We start from the raw sequence: 16,859 nt of genomic DNA on the forward strand, positions 1-16,859 counted from the left end.
CCCCCCCCCCCGCCCCCCGCCGGCCCGCGGCCGGCCCCCCCCCCGCCCCCCCCCCCCGGGCCCCCCCCTACCGGTAGCGCCGGCCGTTGGCCGGCCCTGCTGCGTCATCCGGCGACGCGCAGTCCGCCGCTGGCAAGCCACGCCAACGCGGCGAGATTGACCGCCACCGCCCCCCAGAACGTGACCTGGAACGATACCTTGCGGTTCTTGTGCCGCAGGGTTGCCTGCGCCAACAGCGCGCCCGGCCATCCGCCAGACAGGGCCAGCAGCTGCAACACCTTTTCCGGCGTGCGTTGCCGATCGCGTTGCGCCGCGCTCTTGTCGTGCCAGTAGACCATGAACGTGAGAGCGCTCAACCCCAGGTAAAGCGCGGCAATCCAGGGCGGGCAGTGCCCGAGCGCCGTGGCTGCCACCAGACCCGCCAGGAACAGCAGGGCGATGGCGCGTCGCGGCATCCTGTCGCGGCCGTCGTTGCTTTTGCTGGCCGTGCCCGCCCGGAGCCCATCACGCTGCAGGGCGAAGCGGACGTGGGTGGCATTGAACCGGCCCTGCGCATCGCGCTGCACGTCATAGGTGATCACATCACCCAATACGGGTCGTCGGTCGCGTGCCGAGAACGCACGGATATGCACGAAGCAACGGTCACCGCCGCCGTTGGGCTGCACGAAGCCAAAGCCGCGGGCGTCATTCCACTCGCTCAGCCTGCCTTGCTGGCGCATGGCTCAGAGCGCGTCCAGGAACGTGCGCACCGCCGGCCCGAACCGCTCGAAGTCGACCAGGAACGCGTCATGGCCCTGCGGCGATTCGAGCCCGATGAACTGCGCATCGGCACCGCCGGCGCGCAGGCCGTCGGCAATCTGCTGCTGTTGCTGGACCGGGAACAGGATGTCGGTGTTGGCGCCAATGGCCAATGCCTTTTCCACCTGGATCTTCGCCAGCCCGGCCATCACATCGCCATCGGCGTATTCGGCCAGGTCGAACCAGTCCATGGAACGGCTCAGGTAGAGGTAGCAGTTCGGGTCGAAGAAGCGCACGAAGCGGCGTGCGTGGCCTTCCAGGTAGCTTTCCACCTGGAACTCCAGGCCGAAGGGGTCATCATCGGCCTGGTCCGAGTCGAGTCGCACGCGGCCGAAGCGGCCATCCCATTCCAGCGCCGAGCGGTACGTGATCACGCCCAGCTTGCGGGCCATGCGCATGCCCGATTCGGGATAGTGTTCGTCGCTGTAGCGGCCGCCGTTCCACTGCGGGTCCAGCCGGATCGCTTCACGCTGCAACGAGCGGATGGCAATGGAGAAGGGCAGCGCCTGCGCGCTGCCGGAAATGTTGATGTGGCTGCGCGCGATACCCGGGTGCAGCAGCAGCACCGCCAGTGCGGTCATGCCACCCATCGAATTGCCGATCACGCAGACCAGCTGGGTGATGCCCAATGCGTGCACCACCTCCACGGCGGCGCGGGCGCCGTCTTCAATGGACAACTCCGGGAAGGCGAGCCGGTACAGCTCCCCCGTGGCCGGGTCCACGGTGGCCGGGCCGGTGGAGCCCTTGCAGCTGCCCAGCGAGTTCACGCAGACCACGAACCAGCGGTCGGTATCGATCGCCTTGCCGGCGCCAAGCATGCCTTCCCACCAGCCTGCAGCGGGGTTGCCGTCATTGGCGGCGGCATGTGCGTCAGGCGACAGGCCGGTGACGATCAGGACGGCATTGCTGGCATCGGCGTTAAGCGTGCCCCAGGTTTCATAGGCCACGTGCGCGCCGTGCAGCTGGCCGCCGCGCTTGAACGCGAAGGGCGAGGGCAGGGCGTGGTAACGGGTGCCGGGCGGGATGAATTCGGTCATGGGGCCAGTTTAACCGGGCCGGGCGGCCGCGCCGTGGTGACGGGCGGCATGGTGTGTCGCGCGGCCGGGCGGGAGTGCATCGCGCCTCGTAGGGACACGCCATGCGTGTCTGCGCGGTGTCCGGGGTGGCAAGGGTTCCGTGGGACACGCGTGGCGTGTCTCTACAGGACCAGCTTGATCGTGCCTTTGTGCGGCAAGGTCACCCGCACCGGCTTGGAATCCACATCGCCTTCCTGCCGGCTGGCGGTGCCCGAGGCCGACAGCCGCGCGAACACCTCCACTTCCTTCAGCGACGACAGCGTCGCCGTCGGCATCGGGCTGTCGCCATCATCCAGGCGGATACGCAACGGCAATGCCGTCGCCGGATGCTTCTCCACGGCCACCGGCATCGGCGGCCCACCGGGCATCCGTGCGATCACGAACACCTGCGTACCAGCGGCCAAGGTCTTGCCCGCCGGATCCAGCGTGACTTCGATATCCAAGCCCACCGAAGGCACAGCGGCCCCAGGCGTAGCCGCCGGCATGCCCGCCTTCTCACGTGCAATCGCAATCTGCTCACGCAGTGCCGTGGCGGCTGCCGGTTCCAATCGCGGCAGCAGCGCCTCCCATGTCGCCGCGGCTTCGGCATCCTGCCCGCGCTGGCGCTGGGCGATGCCGATCAGCCAGCCGGCGCGCTCGCTGGCCGGTTCCAGCTGCTGGGCGTGACGCAGCCACTGCAGGGCAACGTCGTCGAAGCGCTTGGCCGGGTCGGTCTGCGCGCGCGCCTGCGCCGCTTCCACCAGCAGGGGTACTTCATCCGGGGCCAGCGCCACGGCGCGGGCGAACGCCTGGTCGGCCTTTTCGGTATTGCCCAGCGCCAGCTCCGAACGGCCGAGCAGCGCCCAGCCATCGGCGCGCTGCGGCTCGCGCTGCAGCGCCTGCTCCAGCTCGCGCACACCCTGCTGCAACGATGCAGGACCTTCTTCGCGCGCGACATCCGCCGCCTGCGGCGTGCCCACCAGCATGTACAACGCCACGCCCGCCACGCCCATGGCAATCACCGCTGCCAGGAACGGTCCGCGCCGGCCACTGCGGCGCAGCGGCCACAGCACCACCATGGCCGCCACGGCGGCGGCCAGCCCGGCAACCACCTGCATCCACGCGCTCACCAGCGTTCCTCACTGTCGCCCATCGGCTGCATCTGGCGGCTGCGCCGGCGCACCACCCAGGCCAGCACGCCGGCACCGGCCAGCACCAGTACCAGCGGGCCGAACCAGAGCAGGCTGTTGCGGGTATCCATCACCGGGCGGTACAGCACGAACTCGCCGTAGCGGTCCACCAGGAACTGCTTGATCTGCGCATCGCTGTTGCCCTGCTGCATCAGCGTGAGCACTTCGCGGCGCAGGTCGTGCGCGATCTGCGCGTTGGAATCGGCCAGTGACTGGTTCTGGCACTGCACGCAGCGCAGCTCGGCGGCCAGCGCATGGAAGCGCGCTTCCTCGGCCGCATCGCGGTACTGCAGCGGGGTCGGGTCGGACACGGCTTGGGCAACGGCCAGCAGCGGCAGCAGCAGGGCCATCGCCAGCAACACGGCGTGCAGCAGGCGCCGCAGCTTATGGCGCGGCATTGGCACGCTCCAGCTTCTCCAGCTCGGGCAGCAGTCGGGTATCGATCACGCGCTGGGTGAGCGCGCCGCTGTATTTCCAGCGCACCACGCCACTGGCGTCGACCAGGAAGGTTTCCGGCGCGGCGGTCACGCCCCAGTCGATGGCGGTGCGGCCTTCGATGTCGGTGAGCACCAGCACGAACGGGTTGCCCAGCTGTTCCAGCCAGCGCAGCGCATCGGCCGGTTCATCCTTCCAGTTGTAGCCGATCACGCGCACGCGCTTGGTTTCGGCAAACCGGGTCAGGATCGGGTGTTCTTCGCGGCAGGCCGCGCACCAGCTGCCCCACACGTTGAGCACATAGGGCGCGCCGCGCAGCTGGTTGCTGCTGACCTTGATGTCCGGATCGTGCAGCACCGGCAGTTCGAACGCCGGGGCCGGCTTGCCGATCAGCGCCGAGGGCAGGATGTCGCGGTCGGGTGCGCCGGATTTCATCACCCCGTACACCATCAACCCGAGCAGCCCGAAGAAGAACAGCACGCCGATGACGATGGCGATGGGCGGCAGGGGACGGGAGGCGGGGCGGGGATCAGACACGGAACTACTCCTTCAGGCGGCGGAAACGGCGATCGGTGGCGGTGACGAAACCGCCCAGCGCCATCAGCAGTGCGCCCAGCCACACCCAGCGCACGAAGGGTTTGACGTGCACGCGCACCGCCCAGGCATTGTTGCCCAGCGCCTCGCCCAGTGCCACGTAAACATCGCCGCGCACGCGGGCAAGGATGCCGGCTTCGGTCATGATCTGGCCGCCGCTGGCATAGGCACGCTTTTCAGGGTGCAGCAGCGCCAGCTCGCGCCCACCGTTCAGCACCCGCACATGGCCACGGTCGGCCACGTAGTTGGGGCCCTGCTGGTGGTCCACGCCTTCAAAACGCAGGGTGTAGCCGCTCACCTCCAGGGTCTGGCCCGGGCTCAGCGCCACTTCGCGCTGCACGTTCAGCGCTTCCACCAGCAGCGCACCGACCAGGAACACCGCCACGCCGGTATGGGCCAGCAGCATGCCGACCATTTCGGCGTTGAAGCGGCCATTGCCACGAACGCGTGTCCAGATGAAGCGTGCGGTGCCCAGCGACACCCACGCGGCGGCGGCAACGCCGGCAGCGGCCTTGAGCTTGCCCTGCGGCGCCATGAACCACGCCAGCACGCCCAGCAGCAGGGCCAGCACCGCCCACGGGGCGAGCAGCGCCAGGCGCTTCGAGGCCTGGTCGCGCTGCCAGTTGACCAGCGGCCCGAACGGCAGCAGCGCCACCAGCGGCGCCATCAACACGATGAACAAGGTGCCGAAGTAGGGCGGCCCCACCGAGACCTTGCCCAGCCCCAACGCATCGGCCAGCAGGGGATACAGCGTGCCCAGCAGCACCATGGCGCAGGCGCCGGCCAGCAGCAGGTTGTTGGCCAGCAGCAGGGTTTCGCGCGAGGTGGGCATGAAGCCGCGCCGCGGGTCGTCGCTGCCCAGTGCGCCGGCGCGCAGGGCATACAGCAGCAGCGACGCGCCGATCACGAGCGCCAGGAACGCCAGGATGAAGGCGCCGCGCGAGGGATCGGCGGCGAACGAATGCACGCTGGTGAGCACGCCCGAGCGCACCAGGAACGCGCCCAGCAGCGACAGGGCGAACGCGGCGATGGCCAGCAGCAGCGTCCAGCTGGCAAAGCTGCCGCGCTTTTCGGTGACGGCCTGCGAATGGATCAGGGCGGCGCCGGCCAGCCATGGCATGAAGCTGGCGTTCTCCACCGGGTCCCAGAACCACCAGCCGCCCCAGCCCAGCTCGTAGTACGCCCACCAGCTGCCCAGCGCGATGCCCAGGGTGAGGAAGCCCCAGGCCACGTTGGTCCACGGCCGGGTCCAGCGCAGCCAGCGCGCATCCACGCGGCCGTCGAGCAGCGCGGCGATGGCGAAGGCGAACGGCACCGCGAACCCCACATAGCCGATGTACAGCATCGGCGGGTGGATGATCAGGCCCGGGTCCTGCAGCAGCGGGTTGAGGTCGCGGCCTTCCAGCGGCGCAGGCAGCAGCCGCGCGAACGGGTTGGAGGTGAAGAACAGGAAGGCGATGAAGCCCAGGCTGATGATGCCCATCACGCCCAGTACGCGTGCGCGCACGGTATCGGGCAGGCGCTTGGACCACAGCGCCACCGCGCCGCCCCACAATGCCAGCACCACCACCCACAGCAGCAGCGACCCTTCGTGCGCGCCCCACACCGCCGAATAGCGGTAGGCCAACGGCAGCAGGCTGTTGGAGTTTTCGGCGACGTAGGCCACCGAGAAATCCTGCTGCACGAAGGCAACAGTAAGCAGCGCGAACGCGCCCAGCAGCGCGATCAGCTGGACCAGCGCGGCCGGGTGGGCCACGGCCATCCAGGCCGCGCGCTGGCGCTGCGCACCCCACAGCGGCAGCACCGCCTGCAGCAGGGCGGCCAGCAGCGCACACACCAGCAGGACCTGCCCCAGCTCAGGCAGCACTCAGCGTGTCTCCACGGCCGGCACCGGCACGTCGTGCTTGGTGTGGGCCGCGCCCATCTTGTCGGCCACTTCCTTGGGAATGTAGTTCTCGTCGTGCTTGGCCAGCACTTCATCGGCGATGAAGGTACCGTCCTGCAGGCGGCCCATGGCGACCACGGCGGAATCTTCGCGGAACATGTCCGGCAGGATCCGCGAGGTGGTCACCGGCAGCGTGGCATCGCCATCGGTCACCACGAAATGCGCTTCCAACGAGCCTTCGGCGCGCTGGAACGAGCCCTTGACCACCATGCCGCCGAGCCGGAAGTTGGACTGCGTGCCCTGTTCGCCGCGCAGTACTTCCGAAGGCGTGTACAGGTAGGCGATGTTGCGCTGGAGCGCGAACGCCACCAGCGTGGTGGCCAGGCCCGAGGCGAGCAGCAGCAGAAGCACCCAGAACAGGCGGCGGCGTTGCACCGGGGTCATCGGCTCAACTCCGTGGCCAGCGGCGTGGCCGGCGCGGATCGGTCACGCGCACGCAGGCGTTCGGCGCGGCGCACGGCCTGGCGGCGTGCACTGCGCAGGCGCAGCCACGACCCCAGCGCATCGGCGGCCAGCACCAGCACGAACACCGAAAACGCGGCAATGATGAAAGGCACGTGGGTCATCGCGGCAGTTCTCCTGCGGTGGGGGCACCCAGGCGCTCGGCGACCCAGGCCTTGCCGGCTTCCCGGCTGAGGTTGTCGGCGCGGGCCTTGGCCAGCAGGGAGCCCACGAACCACAGCTTGGTGGCCACCACCATCCACCACAGCGGCGCGATCAGTTCCGGGCGCACCGCGTTGTCACCGAACACGTTCACCGACTGGCGCTGGTGCAGGCCACCCCACCAGTCCACCGAGTAGCGGATGATCGGCAGCATGCCCACCCCGACGATGGCCAGCAGGCCGGCCGCGCGCGCGGCGCTGCGGCGGTCTTCAATGGCGTGGTACAGGCCGATCACGCCCAGGTACAGGAACAGCAGGATCAGTTCGCTGGTCATGCGCGGGTCCCAATCCCACCAGGTGCCCCAGGTGCCCTTGCCCCAGATGCTGCCGGTGAGCAGGGTGATCAGGGTGAAGCCGGCGCCCATCGGCGCGCAGGCCATGGCCAGGATTTCGCAGATCTTGATCCGCCACACCAGCGCGATGGCCGAATACAGCGCCATCAGGGCGAACGCGAACAGGCTCATCCAGGCGCTGGGCACGTGGATGTAGATGATGCGGAAGGCGTCGTTCTGGGTCTGCTCGGCCGGTACCACCCACAGCCCCTGCCAGATGCCGATCAGCAGGACGGGCAGGGCGGCAATGTAGAACACCCGCGACCAGCGCGACGCAAAGCGGTCGAAGGTGGGGGGTGAACCGAGTTGGTGGAACCAGCGGACAAGGCTATTCATGCAGCGATGGCTATCCAGCTAGGGGTAACGAACAAACCACAACGAATCAACTCAGCGAAATCCGTATCGCAGCCGCTGTCGCCAGCGGCGCCAGCACCAGTGCCACCACCAGTCCGGCACCGAGCAGCAGCAGCGCCCCCACCGGATCCTGGCCGCGCGCGGCCGCTGCCACACTGCCTGCACCGAACACCAGCACCGGCACGAACAGCGGCAACGCCAGCAACGCCACGAGAATACCAGAGCGCCGGATGCTCACCGTCAGCGCCGCCACCACCCCGCCCAGCAGGCTCAGCAGGGGCGTGCCGAGCAGCAACGATGCCAGCAGTATCGGCAGTTGGTCATGTGGCAGATGCAGCATTTCGGCAAAAAGCGGGGTCACCACGATCATCGGCAACGCCGTGGTGGCCCAGTGCACCAGCACCCGGACCAGCACCAGCCAGGCCAACGGCACCGGCGCCAGCAGCCATTGTTCGAGCGAGCCATCCTCGGCATCGCTACGGAACAGGCTGTCCAGCGAGAGCTGCCCGGCCAGCAGCACCGCCAGCCAGAGCACGGCGGCGGCGACCTGGGCCATCAACGGCGGCTCGCGGCCCAGGGCCAGCGCGAACAGCACCACCACCAGCAGCGCGAACAGCAGCGGCTGCAACGCATCGCCCCGGCGCCGCCACAGCAGCCGCAGATCGCGCCCCGCCAGGGCACGCGCGGTCTGCCACAGGCCCGGCTGGGTACCCGGCGCGATCATGCAGCACCCCCGGCGGCAGGCGCCAACGTAACCAGCCGCGTGCGCACCGGCGGTGCGGCGTACGCGCCATGGGTGGTCACCAGGGCCGCGCCGCCACTGCGCAGATGCGCGGAAATCATCCGGTTGACCAGGTTGATGCCGTCCAGGTCCAGGTTCGCGTAAGGCTCATCCAGCAGCCACAGCGGCGCAGGCGACAGCCAGATCCGCGCCAGTGCCAGCCGCCGCTTCTGGCCCGCCGACAATTGGCGTACCAGCGTGTCCTCGAACCCGGCGAGGCCGACGATCGCCAATGCGTTGCCCGGCATCTGCCGCGCGCGGCGGCCATGCAGGCCGCACAGGAAATTCAGGTTCTCCAGCGTGTCCAGGTCCGGCTTCAGCGCGGGCAGGTGGCTCAGGTAGGCCACGAACTGGGCGCGCTCGCGATGCCCGGCCGGCCGCCCATCAATCTGGATGGTCCCAGCGGCCGCTGGCAGCAGCCCCGCCAGCACCCGCAGCAGCGTGGTCTTGCCGGCGCCGTTGTCGCCCTGCACCAGCAATGCCTCCCCGGCATCCACCTGCAGGTCCAGCGGCCCGAACACCGGTTCATCGTTGCGGTTGAAAGCCAGCCCATGGGCAGCCAGCAACGGGGGGGTATTCGAAGAATTCAGCATCGGCGCAGTGTACCGGTGGACGCCGGTCGAACCCAATCGCAACGCGGCTGCTCTGCTCTTCGTTGGCGACCAACCCACTGTCAAAGGGTCGGCGGGGGCAGGTTTGCGGGGGTGTGAGCCGCATGGATGCGGCGACCAAGCCCCCAAGGATGGGTTTACGGCGTCCCCCGCGGGCCTGCCACCGCCGGCCCAGCGCGCGGACGTCAGCAGAGCAGGCTGTTGCATTTGACGTTGGCGGGATATGCCCGTCACGCCACGGATGGATTTCGTACACTTCAGGGTCTCCGCCTTTGATCCCCCCGGTTGCCGATGAACCCCCAGACCAAGCTGCCCAAGGTGGGCACCACCATTTTCACCGTGATGTCCCAGCTGGCCGCCGAGCACGGCGCCGTGAACCTGGGCCAGGGTTTCCCGGATTTCTCCGCACCGCAGCGGCTCATCGATGAAACCATCAAGGCCATGCAGGGCGGGCTGAACCAGTACCCGCCGATGACCGGCGTGGCGCCACTGCGCCAGGCCATCGCGCAGAAGTCGCTCGACCTGTACGGCGCGCAGGTGGATCCGGACACCGAGATCACCGTCACCAGCGGTGCCACCGAAGCGATCTTCAACGCCATCCACGCCGTGGTGCGCCCAGGCGAAGAAGTGATCGTGCTCGACCCGGCCTACGACTGCTACGAACCCGCCATCGACCTGGCTGGCGCGCGCGCCGTGCACGTGCCGCTGGACCCGCAGACCTTCCGCGTGGACTGGGACCGGGTGCGCGCGGCGATCACCCCGAAAACCCGCCTGCTGATGGTCAACACCCCGCACAACCCGTCCGGCGCGATGTTCGACGCGGCGGACATGCAGGCGCTGATCGAGGTGCTGCGCGGCACCGGCATCTACCTGATTTCCGATGAAGTGTATGAACACATCATCTACGACGACCGCCGCCACGAATCGGCCCTGCGCTACCCGGAGCTGCGCGAGCGCACCTTCGTCATCTCCAGCTTCGGCAAGACCTACCACTGCACCGGCTGGAAGATCGGCTACGCGGTTGCGCCGGCCGCGCTCACGGCGGAATTCCGCAAGGTGCACCAGTACAACACCTTCACCAGTTTCGGCCCGGCGCAATACGGCTTTGCCGCGATGATCCGCGACGAACCGGAACACCACCTGGAACTCGGCGCCTTCTACCAGGCCAAGCGCGACCGCTTCCGCGAACAGCTGCTGGGCACGCGCCTGAAGCCGCTGCCGGTGCCGGGCGGCTACTTCCAGCTGGTGGACTACTCGGCCGTCAGCGACCTGCCGGACCATGAGTTCGTGAAGTGGCTGACCGTGGAAAAGGGCGTGGCCGCCATCCCGCTGTCGCCGTTCTACGAATCGCCGCCGGCAGGCCAGCGCATCGTGCGGCTGTGCTTTGCCAAGAACGACGCCACCATGGACGCGGCGATCGAACGCCTGAAGGTGCTCTGATGAGTGCGAACATCCGCCCCGACCTGCGCGTCACCCTGGTCCAGGGCGACACGCGCTGGCACGACCCCGAAGGCAACCGCGACCACTATGGCGAGCTGCTGGCGCCGCTGGCCGGACAGACCGACCTGGTGATCCTGCCCGAAACCTTCACCAGCGGCTTCTCCAACGACGCCATCTTCCGTGCCGAAGACATGGCCGGCCCCACCGTGGCGTGGATGCGCGAGCAGGCCGCCACCTTGGGTGCCGCCATTACCGGCAGCGTGCAGCTGCGGGTGGGCGAGGGCGTGTACAACCGGCTGCTGTGGGCCACGCCGGACGGCGAGCTCAAGCACTACGACAAGCGCCACCTGTTCCGTTACGGCAACGAACACCTGCGCTATGCCGCGGGCAGCGAACGCCTCACGGTGGAATGGAAGGGCTGGCGGATCAATCCGCTGGTCTGCTACGACCTGCGTTTCCCGGTGTTCTGCCGCAACCGCTTCAACGTGGAGCGTGCCGACGCGCTGGATTTCGACCTGCAGATTTTCGTCGCCAACTGGCCCTCGGCACGCGCCTACCCCTGGCGCACGCTGCTGCGCGCGCGTGCGATTGAAAACCTGTGCTACGTGGCAGCGGTGAACCGCGTTGGCGTGGACGGCAACGAACTCCACTACGACGGCGACAGTGCCGTGATCGACTTCCTCGGCCAGCCCCAGGTGGAGATCCGCAGCCGAGAACAGGTGGTGACCACCACGATTTCCGCCGCCGCATTGGCCGCCCACCGCGCGCGCTTCCCGGCGATGCTCGATGCCGATGCCTTCACCCTGGGTGGGCCCATCAGCGCGGACTGATTTCACCTCGCCTTCATTTGGCCGGGTGCACGCTCCCGGCCAATTCCACTGCGTCCCGACAGGGCCTGGAAGCTGAATTCAACGGGGGTCGAATTCAAGCGTTGGGGACCTCCGCATGAGCATTTCCGTTTCCCGTCGCAGGCTGCTGCTCGGCCTTGCTGCCGCTGGCGGGCTGGGCGCCCTGGGCGCCAGCGCGTACTATCTCAACCGCAGCTCGCTGGCCCGCTGGGCCGTGGATGGGCGCGAGTTGATCGGCGCCGCACAGGGCGGCAAGCCCAAGGTGGTGTTCGTGATCCTGGCCGATGGCATGGGCACCCTGAGCATGAACCAGCAAGGGCCAGACGGTCCGCCGCCGACCGATCCGGGCGAACGCCAGATATGGCATCCCTGGGACGGCGAAGTGGGCAAGGACAGCTTCCGGTCGGAAGGGTTGGACGTGGAGGGACCGTTGCTCGCAATGTTGAGCAGTGAACTGGAACCCTACCGCTCTCGCTCACTGTACCTCCGGGGCGTTTCGCTGCCGAGCAATTACGAGGGGCACGGCGGCTGGAATAAATGCCTGCGCGACAGCCGCATGGAGCATGCAAGCATCGACCACATCATCGGGCAGCAGCTGCCGAACTACGCGGCCACGCAGAAAGCGGTGTTCTGTGGCCACATCAGTCATAACCCGGGATCCCGGGTCTCCTTCGCCGGCGCGGGCTTGGTGCTGCGCGACATGGAACGCAACCCGCACCGGTTGTTCGCGAGCCTGTTTCCGGATCAGAACGGCAGACGCCGGAACGGTGGCAAGCACGTGTTCGATCCGGCGCTGGCCGATCTGCGCGAGCTGAAGGAAGGCATGTCGCCGCGCGAACGGCAGAAGCTGGAATCGCATCTGGATGCCATCGAACAGGTCCAGAACGACCTCGACAACGGCCCGGTAGAGCCTGCGCCGGGCTGCGATCCGACCCTGCCCGAATTCGAGGAGGGCTGGATGGACGACAACCGGCGCAGGACGGACATCCTGACCGCGACCTCCAGCGTGCTGGCCACCGCCCTGGCCTGCGGCGCCACCCGGGTGGCCACCTACCAGATCGGGGCCAGCTCGGAAAACAATGCCATCTACTTTGATCCGTATGGCGATGGCACGGGCCCGACCTTCACCGACAATGCGCATGATGCCGCCCACCAGCTTCGCGGCAGCGGTCCGGAGGAGATACGCATCCTGTGGCAGCAGTCACGGGTGTGGTACGTCAACCGGCTGAAGGCGCTGCTGGATGATCTTGCCCGCCACCAGGATCCGGACGTGCCGGAGGATTCGCTGTTGGACCACACCCTGGTGGTGGTGACCAGCGAGTTGGCCGACGGCAGGCCCGAGACCAGCATGGACATGCCGATGGTGATGATCGGCGGCACGAAATCGCACGGCCTGAACGTCGGCAGCAGCAACAACGGCCGCTTCAGTCATATCGGCGACCAGGGCGATCGCACCGACTACATCGGCAAGCATGTCAGCATCGAGCGGATCTGGACGACGGTGGCGCAATCGATGGGCGTCGATTCGGGTTACAGCCTCAACCCTGTCAGCGGAATTTTCAACGGAATTGGCTGATAGATGTAACAGCGTGCGGTAGCGCTTGAATTCAACGGGGGTCGAATTCAAAGGTTGGGGACTCCGATGAAGGCCCGGATAGCGGTGGTGGCGCTGACATTGGCGCTCGTGTTGGGGGGATGCGGCAAGGGCGACGACAGGTCCGCGCCGTTCGAGGCGGCCTGCGAGGATCCGCAATGGGTCGCCGACGGCGGATACAGCGTCGGCGACACGGTGCAGAACCTGGGCCAGCGCTACGAGTGCTATGGACACGCCGCGTGGTGCAACCAGTCGAACTACGAGCCGGACGGGCAGAACGCCTTCTGGGATAGCACTTGGACGCACCTGGGAGCCTGCATGGGCCCGGACCCCGATCCGCAGGGCAGCCGCATCACCCTGGAGCTGCCGGCCAACATCGAGTTCGGCACGGGTGAGGCCACCGGCGAAATCACCGGAAAACTCCAGTGCGGCGAAGACGTTCACCCGATCAGCGGCAGCTGGGGGCAGACGGTCGTCGTCGAAGACCTGAAGCAGTGCGACTACGTGCTGATTCTGGACAGCAACACGGTGGGCGCGCCGATGGACACGGGGCGGGTGATCCGGGTGACCGAACCGGCCGGCCAGAACATCGTGTTCAAGCCGCGCTTCCGCCGGTTGCCGGATCCGGCCCGGTTGAAGGGTTTGCCAGGCATCAGGATCGAGCTGTTCGCCTCGGGGCTGGACCAGCCCCGGCAGATGGCGCTCAACGACGCGGGCACCGTGCTGTACGTAGGCAGCAGTTCCATTCCGCACTGGGCCGATGTGCCGGTGGGCGAGGGCAACACTGCCAACCGGCGCGCCGAGGCGCTGTACGCGCTGGAATTGAACGCGCAGAAAACCGGTGTCGCAGCCACCTACGTTATCGCCACCGGGCTGGAGGAGCCGCATGGTGTTGCCTACCGCAAGGGCGCGCTGTACTACGCGACCAGCGGCAGCCTGGGGCGGATCGACGACATCGACACGACGTATCGCAATGGCGCCCGTAAGGGTGCCCAGATATGGAAATACCCTGCCGACGACCCCGCGTTCCCGATGCCGAACGTGCCACCGTGGCGCTGGTACCACCAGAAGCATCCGCTGCACTTCAACACGTTCGACCCTACTGATGAGCGCCTTTATACGGCGGTGGGCATTCCGTGCAACGTGTGCGTGACCCCCAAGGATCCGCGCTATGGCACCGTGCTGCGGGTAGATCCCAGCACCGGTGCGTCTGAAATCATGGCGCGCGGTGTGCGCAATGCGGTTGGCCTGGACTGGCAACCGGCCACCGATACCGTCTGGTTTGGCGACAACAACCGCGACGGTTTCGACAACGCCGACGAACTGAATGTCTTCAATTCGTTCCGTGCCGCCAGGCACTACGGTTCGCCCTATGTGTTCGGCCGCGACACCACCGGCATCACCGACTCGGAGTGGGAACGCCGGGAAGACCTGGATGGTCTGCGGATTCCGCACGGCGCCATCCTCAGCGACAAGGCACCCTCGGACATCAACCCGCGTCATTACAGCCCGCCCGCCTTCGACTTCGGCAGCAACTACGGGCCGCTGGGCATCCGCTTCTGGAAGGGCTACGCGCCGAAGCCGGGCAAGCAGTACATGCTGGCGGCGGTGCACAGCAAGGGCAGCGATGAACGCCCGGGCATGAACATCACGATGTTCACGCTGGAAGGCGATACGGTCGAGTCGTCCATCCCCCTGGTGCAGGGCTGGCGCGGCACCGGCCCCACCACGCCCTCCGGTTGCATGCAGGAAAATGGCTGCGTCGGCAGCCCCGTGGAGTTCCTGCCGATGCCGGACGGCTCACTGCTGGTGTCCGATGACGTCTCCGGTGTCATCTACCGCCTCAGCTACTCCGAGGACGGCTTGCCGGACACGGCGTTGACGATGACGGCGCCGGCGCCGCCCGCGCCGGAGCTGGTAGGCCAGCAGCTGGTGGGCTTCCTCACCGGCCCGGACGGGGAACGCCGCTATTTCGGCCTGGCATGGCGCGAGAAGCTGACGCTGGAAGGCCTGCCCCATGGTGACTACAGGGTGGAATGGAAGCCGTTCGATGAGTGGGTGCCGGAAAAGCGTGAGATGCATGCCACGCTGAGCACGGACGCGAACGATGTTGAGATTGCCGCCACGTACATCGAGAGGCCCGATGTAAACGTGGAACTTACCCTGACGGCGCCCGCCAAGCCGGACGGTGCGCTGGCCGAAACCTGGCAGGTGATGCTGCGCAGGGGCGAGCAGGCTTGGGTCCCGGTGGACGTTCCCTGGGGCGGTGAGACCAAGGTGCCCCTGGAAGTGGGCGACTACACGGTGCATTACCCGTACACCGAGAAGGCGTACCCCGCGCCGATGCGCGAGCGCTTCCAGGTCGACTATGACAGCCCGCCCTTCACCCGCACCGCGGCCTACACACCCGTGGAAGACCTGGGCAAGCAGGTACTGCTGGACGACCCGGATGGCTGTGTGGGCTGCCACTCGGCCAGCAGCTGGGACGATCCGGTCAAGGCGATGCGCTGGGTGGACAACGTCGAGGCGCTGAAGGAAAAGATCACCGGCATGACCACCAACATGACCGCCAACGGCACCCATTGCGATGGCGTGTGCGCATCGGAAGTGGCCGACTACCTGGTGGGCACGGTGTGGCGTGCATATACGGAGCCGGGTGCGCAGGCCGGTCCGCGGCAACTGCGCATGCTGGCGCGGACCGAGTATGCGAACGCCGTGCACGACGTGCTGGAGGTAGCGGTGGATGCGCAGGACCTGCCGGAGAACAAGATCAATGGCGCGGACTTCATCTATCCCATCGAGGCCATCGCCGGTACGTTCACCGCCGAGGATGTCCGCAAGTACTACGACGTCTCGTTGAAGGTGCACGATGCGATCGACGCCGCCGCGCTGGCTACCCGGTACGGCAGCACGGCCGATGCCTTCGTGGCGAACCTGGGGCGCGCGCTGTTCCGGCGGCCGTTGTCGGCCACCGAAAAGACCCGGTATGCCGCCGTATATGCGCAACCGGAAGGCGGCGTGGGCGGGGTGGCCCTGGCGATGTTGGCCTCGCCCTATTTCCTGTACCGCTCGGAGCTGGGGGTGAAGGATGCCGAAGGCGACTTCTTCAACCTGACCCCCTATGAGCGTGCCACCGCGCTGTCGTTCACCCTGCTGGGAACAACGCCCGACGAAGCGCTGCTGGACAAGGCGGAAAACGGCGAACTGGCGACGGAAGCGCAGCTGCAGCAGGTGGTCGATAGCATGCTGCAGGACCCGCGCGCGGCACGGCAGCTGACCCGCTTCGTGTCCTACTACGCCGGCCTGAGCCCCGGCATTCCGGTGTCACCGCGCTCGGGGCTGGCGGCTCCGATGGTGCAGGCAATGCGCGATGAGTTCAGGCTGACCCAGGAGGAAAACTTCCGCGTCGGCTCCGGCACGGTCCGCGAAGCCTTCAATCCCGGCTACACGTTCCTCAATGCCGAGCTGGCCAGCCACTATGAAATCGGTGGGGTCACCGGCAGCGAGCTGCAGAAGGTCACGCTGACGGCCGAGCAGGCGCATTGGCGCGGCGGCATCCTCAACGCGGGCCTGTTCCCGGTCAAGTACGCCAATGACAATTCCACCTCGCTGGTCATGCGTGGCTTCACGATCCGGCAGAGTCTGTTCTGCCAGTCCTTCGCCTCCAATGCGCTGCGCCCGGAGCCGGACCCGTACCCGGACCGGCCGATCGGCGAACGCGAGAAGTGGGATATCAACACCGGGCCCAAGGCATCCAACGGCACCTGCTGGACCTGCCACCAGTACTTCAACGACACCGGCGCGTCCCTGGAGAACTTCGACCAGACCGCGACACTGCGCGAAACCGAGCTGGCCATCAACGAGGGTTACACCGACCAGCATGTGCCGATCGATGCGTCCGGGCCGTTCATCAACACCTCCGGTGGCAACTGGATCGACCACATCGACGATGTCCGTGGCATTGCCGAACACGTTCCGGACAACAGGGAGGCGATGGCCTGCCTTGCCAGCGGCTTCTATCGCTACGCGATGGGCGCCCGTCCGGACCGGACCAGCCTGGGCACCGTATCCAAGGCGCGCGACAAGCTGCTCGAGGACGGCGACATGCGCAAGCTGGCGTCGACCCTGCTGATGGCCGAAACGATGCGCCGTCGCGTGGACGCGGAGGAGGCAAAGAAAAAGCCGAAGTGAGCATGATGTCAGCAGCGGGCAACGCTGGC

The 16,859-nt window shown here is 67.4% G+C and carries 15 protein-coding genes; 4 read left to right on the forward strand and 11 right to left on the reverse strand.

All coding sequences use genetic code 11. The features are described from left to right. Window positions 1-104: 104 nt before the first annotated feature. The 11 genes from QMX79_RS07825 to ccmA all read right to left on the reverse strand — a co-directional run bounded on the left by QMX79_RS07825 (window position 105) and on the right by ccmA (window position 8,739). Window positions 105-719, reverse strand: a complete 615-nt coding sequence (locus QMX79_RS07825; protein ID WP_282246058.1) for a cold shock and DUF1294 domain-containing protein — start codon at window positions 717-719, stop codon at window positions 105-107. A gap of 3 nt (window positions 720-722) precedes the next feature. Then, the gene (locus QMX79_RS07830) at window positions 723-1,835 is read right to left on the reverse strand and encodes a homoserine O-acetyltransferase (protein WP_282246060.1); all 1,113 of its coding nucleotides are present in this window, start codon (window positions 1,833-1,835) and stop codon (window positions 723-725) included. Window positions 1,836-1,996: 161 nt separating this feature from the next. Further along, the gene (locus tag QMX79_RS07835) at window positions 1,997-2,983 is read right to left on the reverse strand and encodes a cytochrome C biogenesis protein (protein ID WP_282246062.1); all 987 of its coding nucleotides are present in this window, start codon (window positions 2,981-2,983) and stop codon (window positions 1,997-1,999) included. Next, complete coding sequence (locus tag QMX79_RS07840; protein ID WP_282246118.1) at window positions 2,980-3,417, reverse strand: cytochrome c-type biogenesis protein; 438 nt, start codon at window positions 3,415-3,417, stop codon at window positions 2,980-2,982. The genes QMX79_RS07835 and QMX79_RS07840 overlap by 4 nt, the downstream gene beginning before the upstream one ends. Window positions 3,418-3,427: 10 nt before the next feature. Next, the gene (locus tag QMX79_RS07845; protein ID WP_282246066.1) at window positions 3,428-4,015 is read right to left on the reverse strand and encodes a DsbE family thiol:disulfide interchange protein; all 588 of its coding nucleotides are present in this window, start codon (window positions 4,013-4,015) and stop codon (window positions 3,428-3,430) included. A gap of 4 nt (window positions 4,016-4,019) precedes the next feature. Next, window positions 4,020-5,939: a heme lyase CcmF/NrfE family subunit gene (locus tag QMX79_RS07850; protein WP_282246068.1), complete on the reverse strand. Its 1,920-nt coding sequence runs from the start codon at window positions 5,937-5,939 to the stop codon at window positions 4,020-4,022. Then, the gene (ccmE, locus tag QMX79_RS07855; RefSeq protein WP_282246071.1) at window positions 5,940-6,401 is read right to left on the reverse strand and encodes a cytochrome c maturation protein CcmE; all 462 of its coding nucleotides are present in this window, start codon (window positions 6,399-6,401) and stop codon (window positions 5,940-5,942) included. After that, on the reverse strand, window positions 6,398-6,583 hold the full coding sequence (locus QMX79_RS07860) for a heme exporter protein CcmD (RefSeq protein ID WP_282246073.1): 186 nt from the start codon (window positions 6,581-6,583) through the stop codon (window positions 6,398-6,400). Before QMX79_RS07860 ends, ccmE begins: the two co-directional genes overlap by 4 nt. After that, entirely contained in the window at window positions 6,580-7,347 is a 768-nt protein-coding gene (gene ccmC / locus QMX79_RS07865; RefSeq protein WP_282246074.1) for a heme ABC transporter permease CcmC, read from the reverse strand. The genes QMX79_RS07860 and ccmC overlap by 4 nt, the downstream gene beginning before the upstream one ends. A gap of 46 nt (window positions 7,348-7,393) precedes the next feature. Beyond that, a complete protein-coding gene (ccmB, locus tag QMX79_RS07870) occupies window positions 7,394-8,089 on the reverse strand; it encodes a heme exporter protein CcmB (protein ID WP_282246076.1) in 696 nt (231 codons plus the stop codon). Continuing rightward, window positions 8,086-8,739, reverse strand: a complete 654-nt coding sequence (ccmA, locus tag QMX79_RS07875; protein ID WP_282246077.1) for a heme ABC exporter ATP-binding protein CcmA — start codon at window positions 8,737-8,739, stop codon at window positions 8,086-8,088. The genes ccmB and ccmA overlap by 4 nt, the downstream gene beginning before the upstream one ends. Before the next feature lie 309 nt (window positions 8,740-9,048). On the opposite strand from ccmA, the gene QMX79_RS07880 reads away from it, so the two are divergent. The 4 genes from QMX79_RS07880 (at window position 9,049) to QMX79_RS07895 (ending at window position 16,830) form a co-directional block, all read left to right on the forward strand. Continuing rightward, the gene (locus QMX79_RS07880; protein ID WP_282246078.1) at window positions 9,049-10,197 is read left to right on the forward strand and encodes a pyridoxal phosphate-dependent aminotransferase; all 1,149 of its coding nucleotides are present in this window, start codon (window positions 9,049-9,051) and stop codon (window positions 10,195-10,197) included. Continuing rightward, on the forward strand, window positions 10,197-11,027 hold the full coding sequence (locus tag QMX79_RS07885) for an amidohydrolase (protein WP_282246080.1): 831 nt from the start codon (window positions 10,197-10,199) through the stop codon (window positions 11,025-11,027). The genes QMX79_RS07880 and QMX79_RS07885 overlap by 1 nt, the downstream gene beginning before the upstream one ends. Window positions 11,028-11,142: 115 nt before the next feature. Next, a complete protein-coding gene (locus QMX79_RS07890) occupies window positions 11,143-12,621 on the forward strand; it encodes a DUF1552 domain-containing protein (protein ID WP_282246082.1) in 1,479 nt (492 codons plus the stop codon). Between the two features lie 66 nt (window positions 12,622-12,687). Further along, window positions 12,688-16,830, forward strand: coding sequence for a DUF1592 domain-containing protein (locus QMX79_RS07895; protein ID WP_282246084.1), 4,143 nt, complete (start codon window positions 12,688-12,690; stop codon window positions 16,828-16,830). Window positions 16,831-16,859 lie beyond the last annotated feature (29 nt).

The organism is Stenotrophomonas sp. PS02300 (genome assembly GCF_029959395.1).
Lineage (GTDB): Bacteria > Pseudomonadota > Gammaproteobacteria > Xanthomonadales > Xanthomonadaceae > Stenotrophomonas > Stenotrophomonas maltophilia_AD.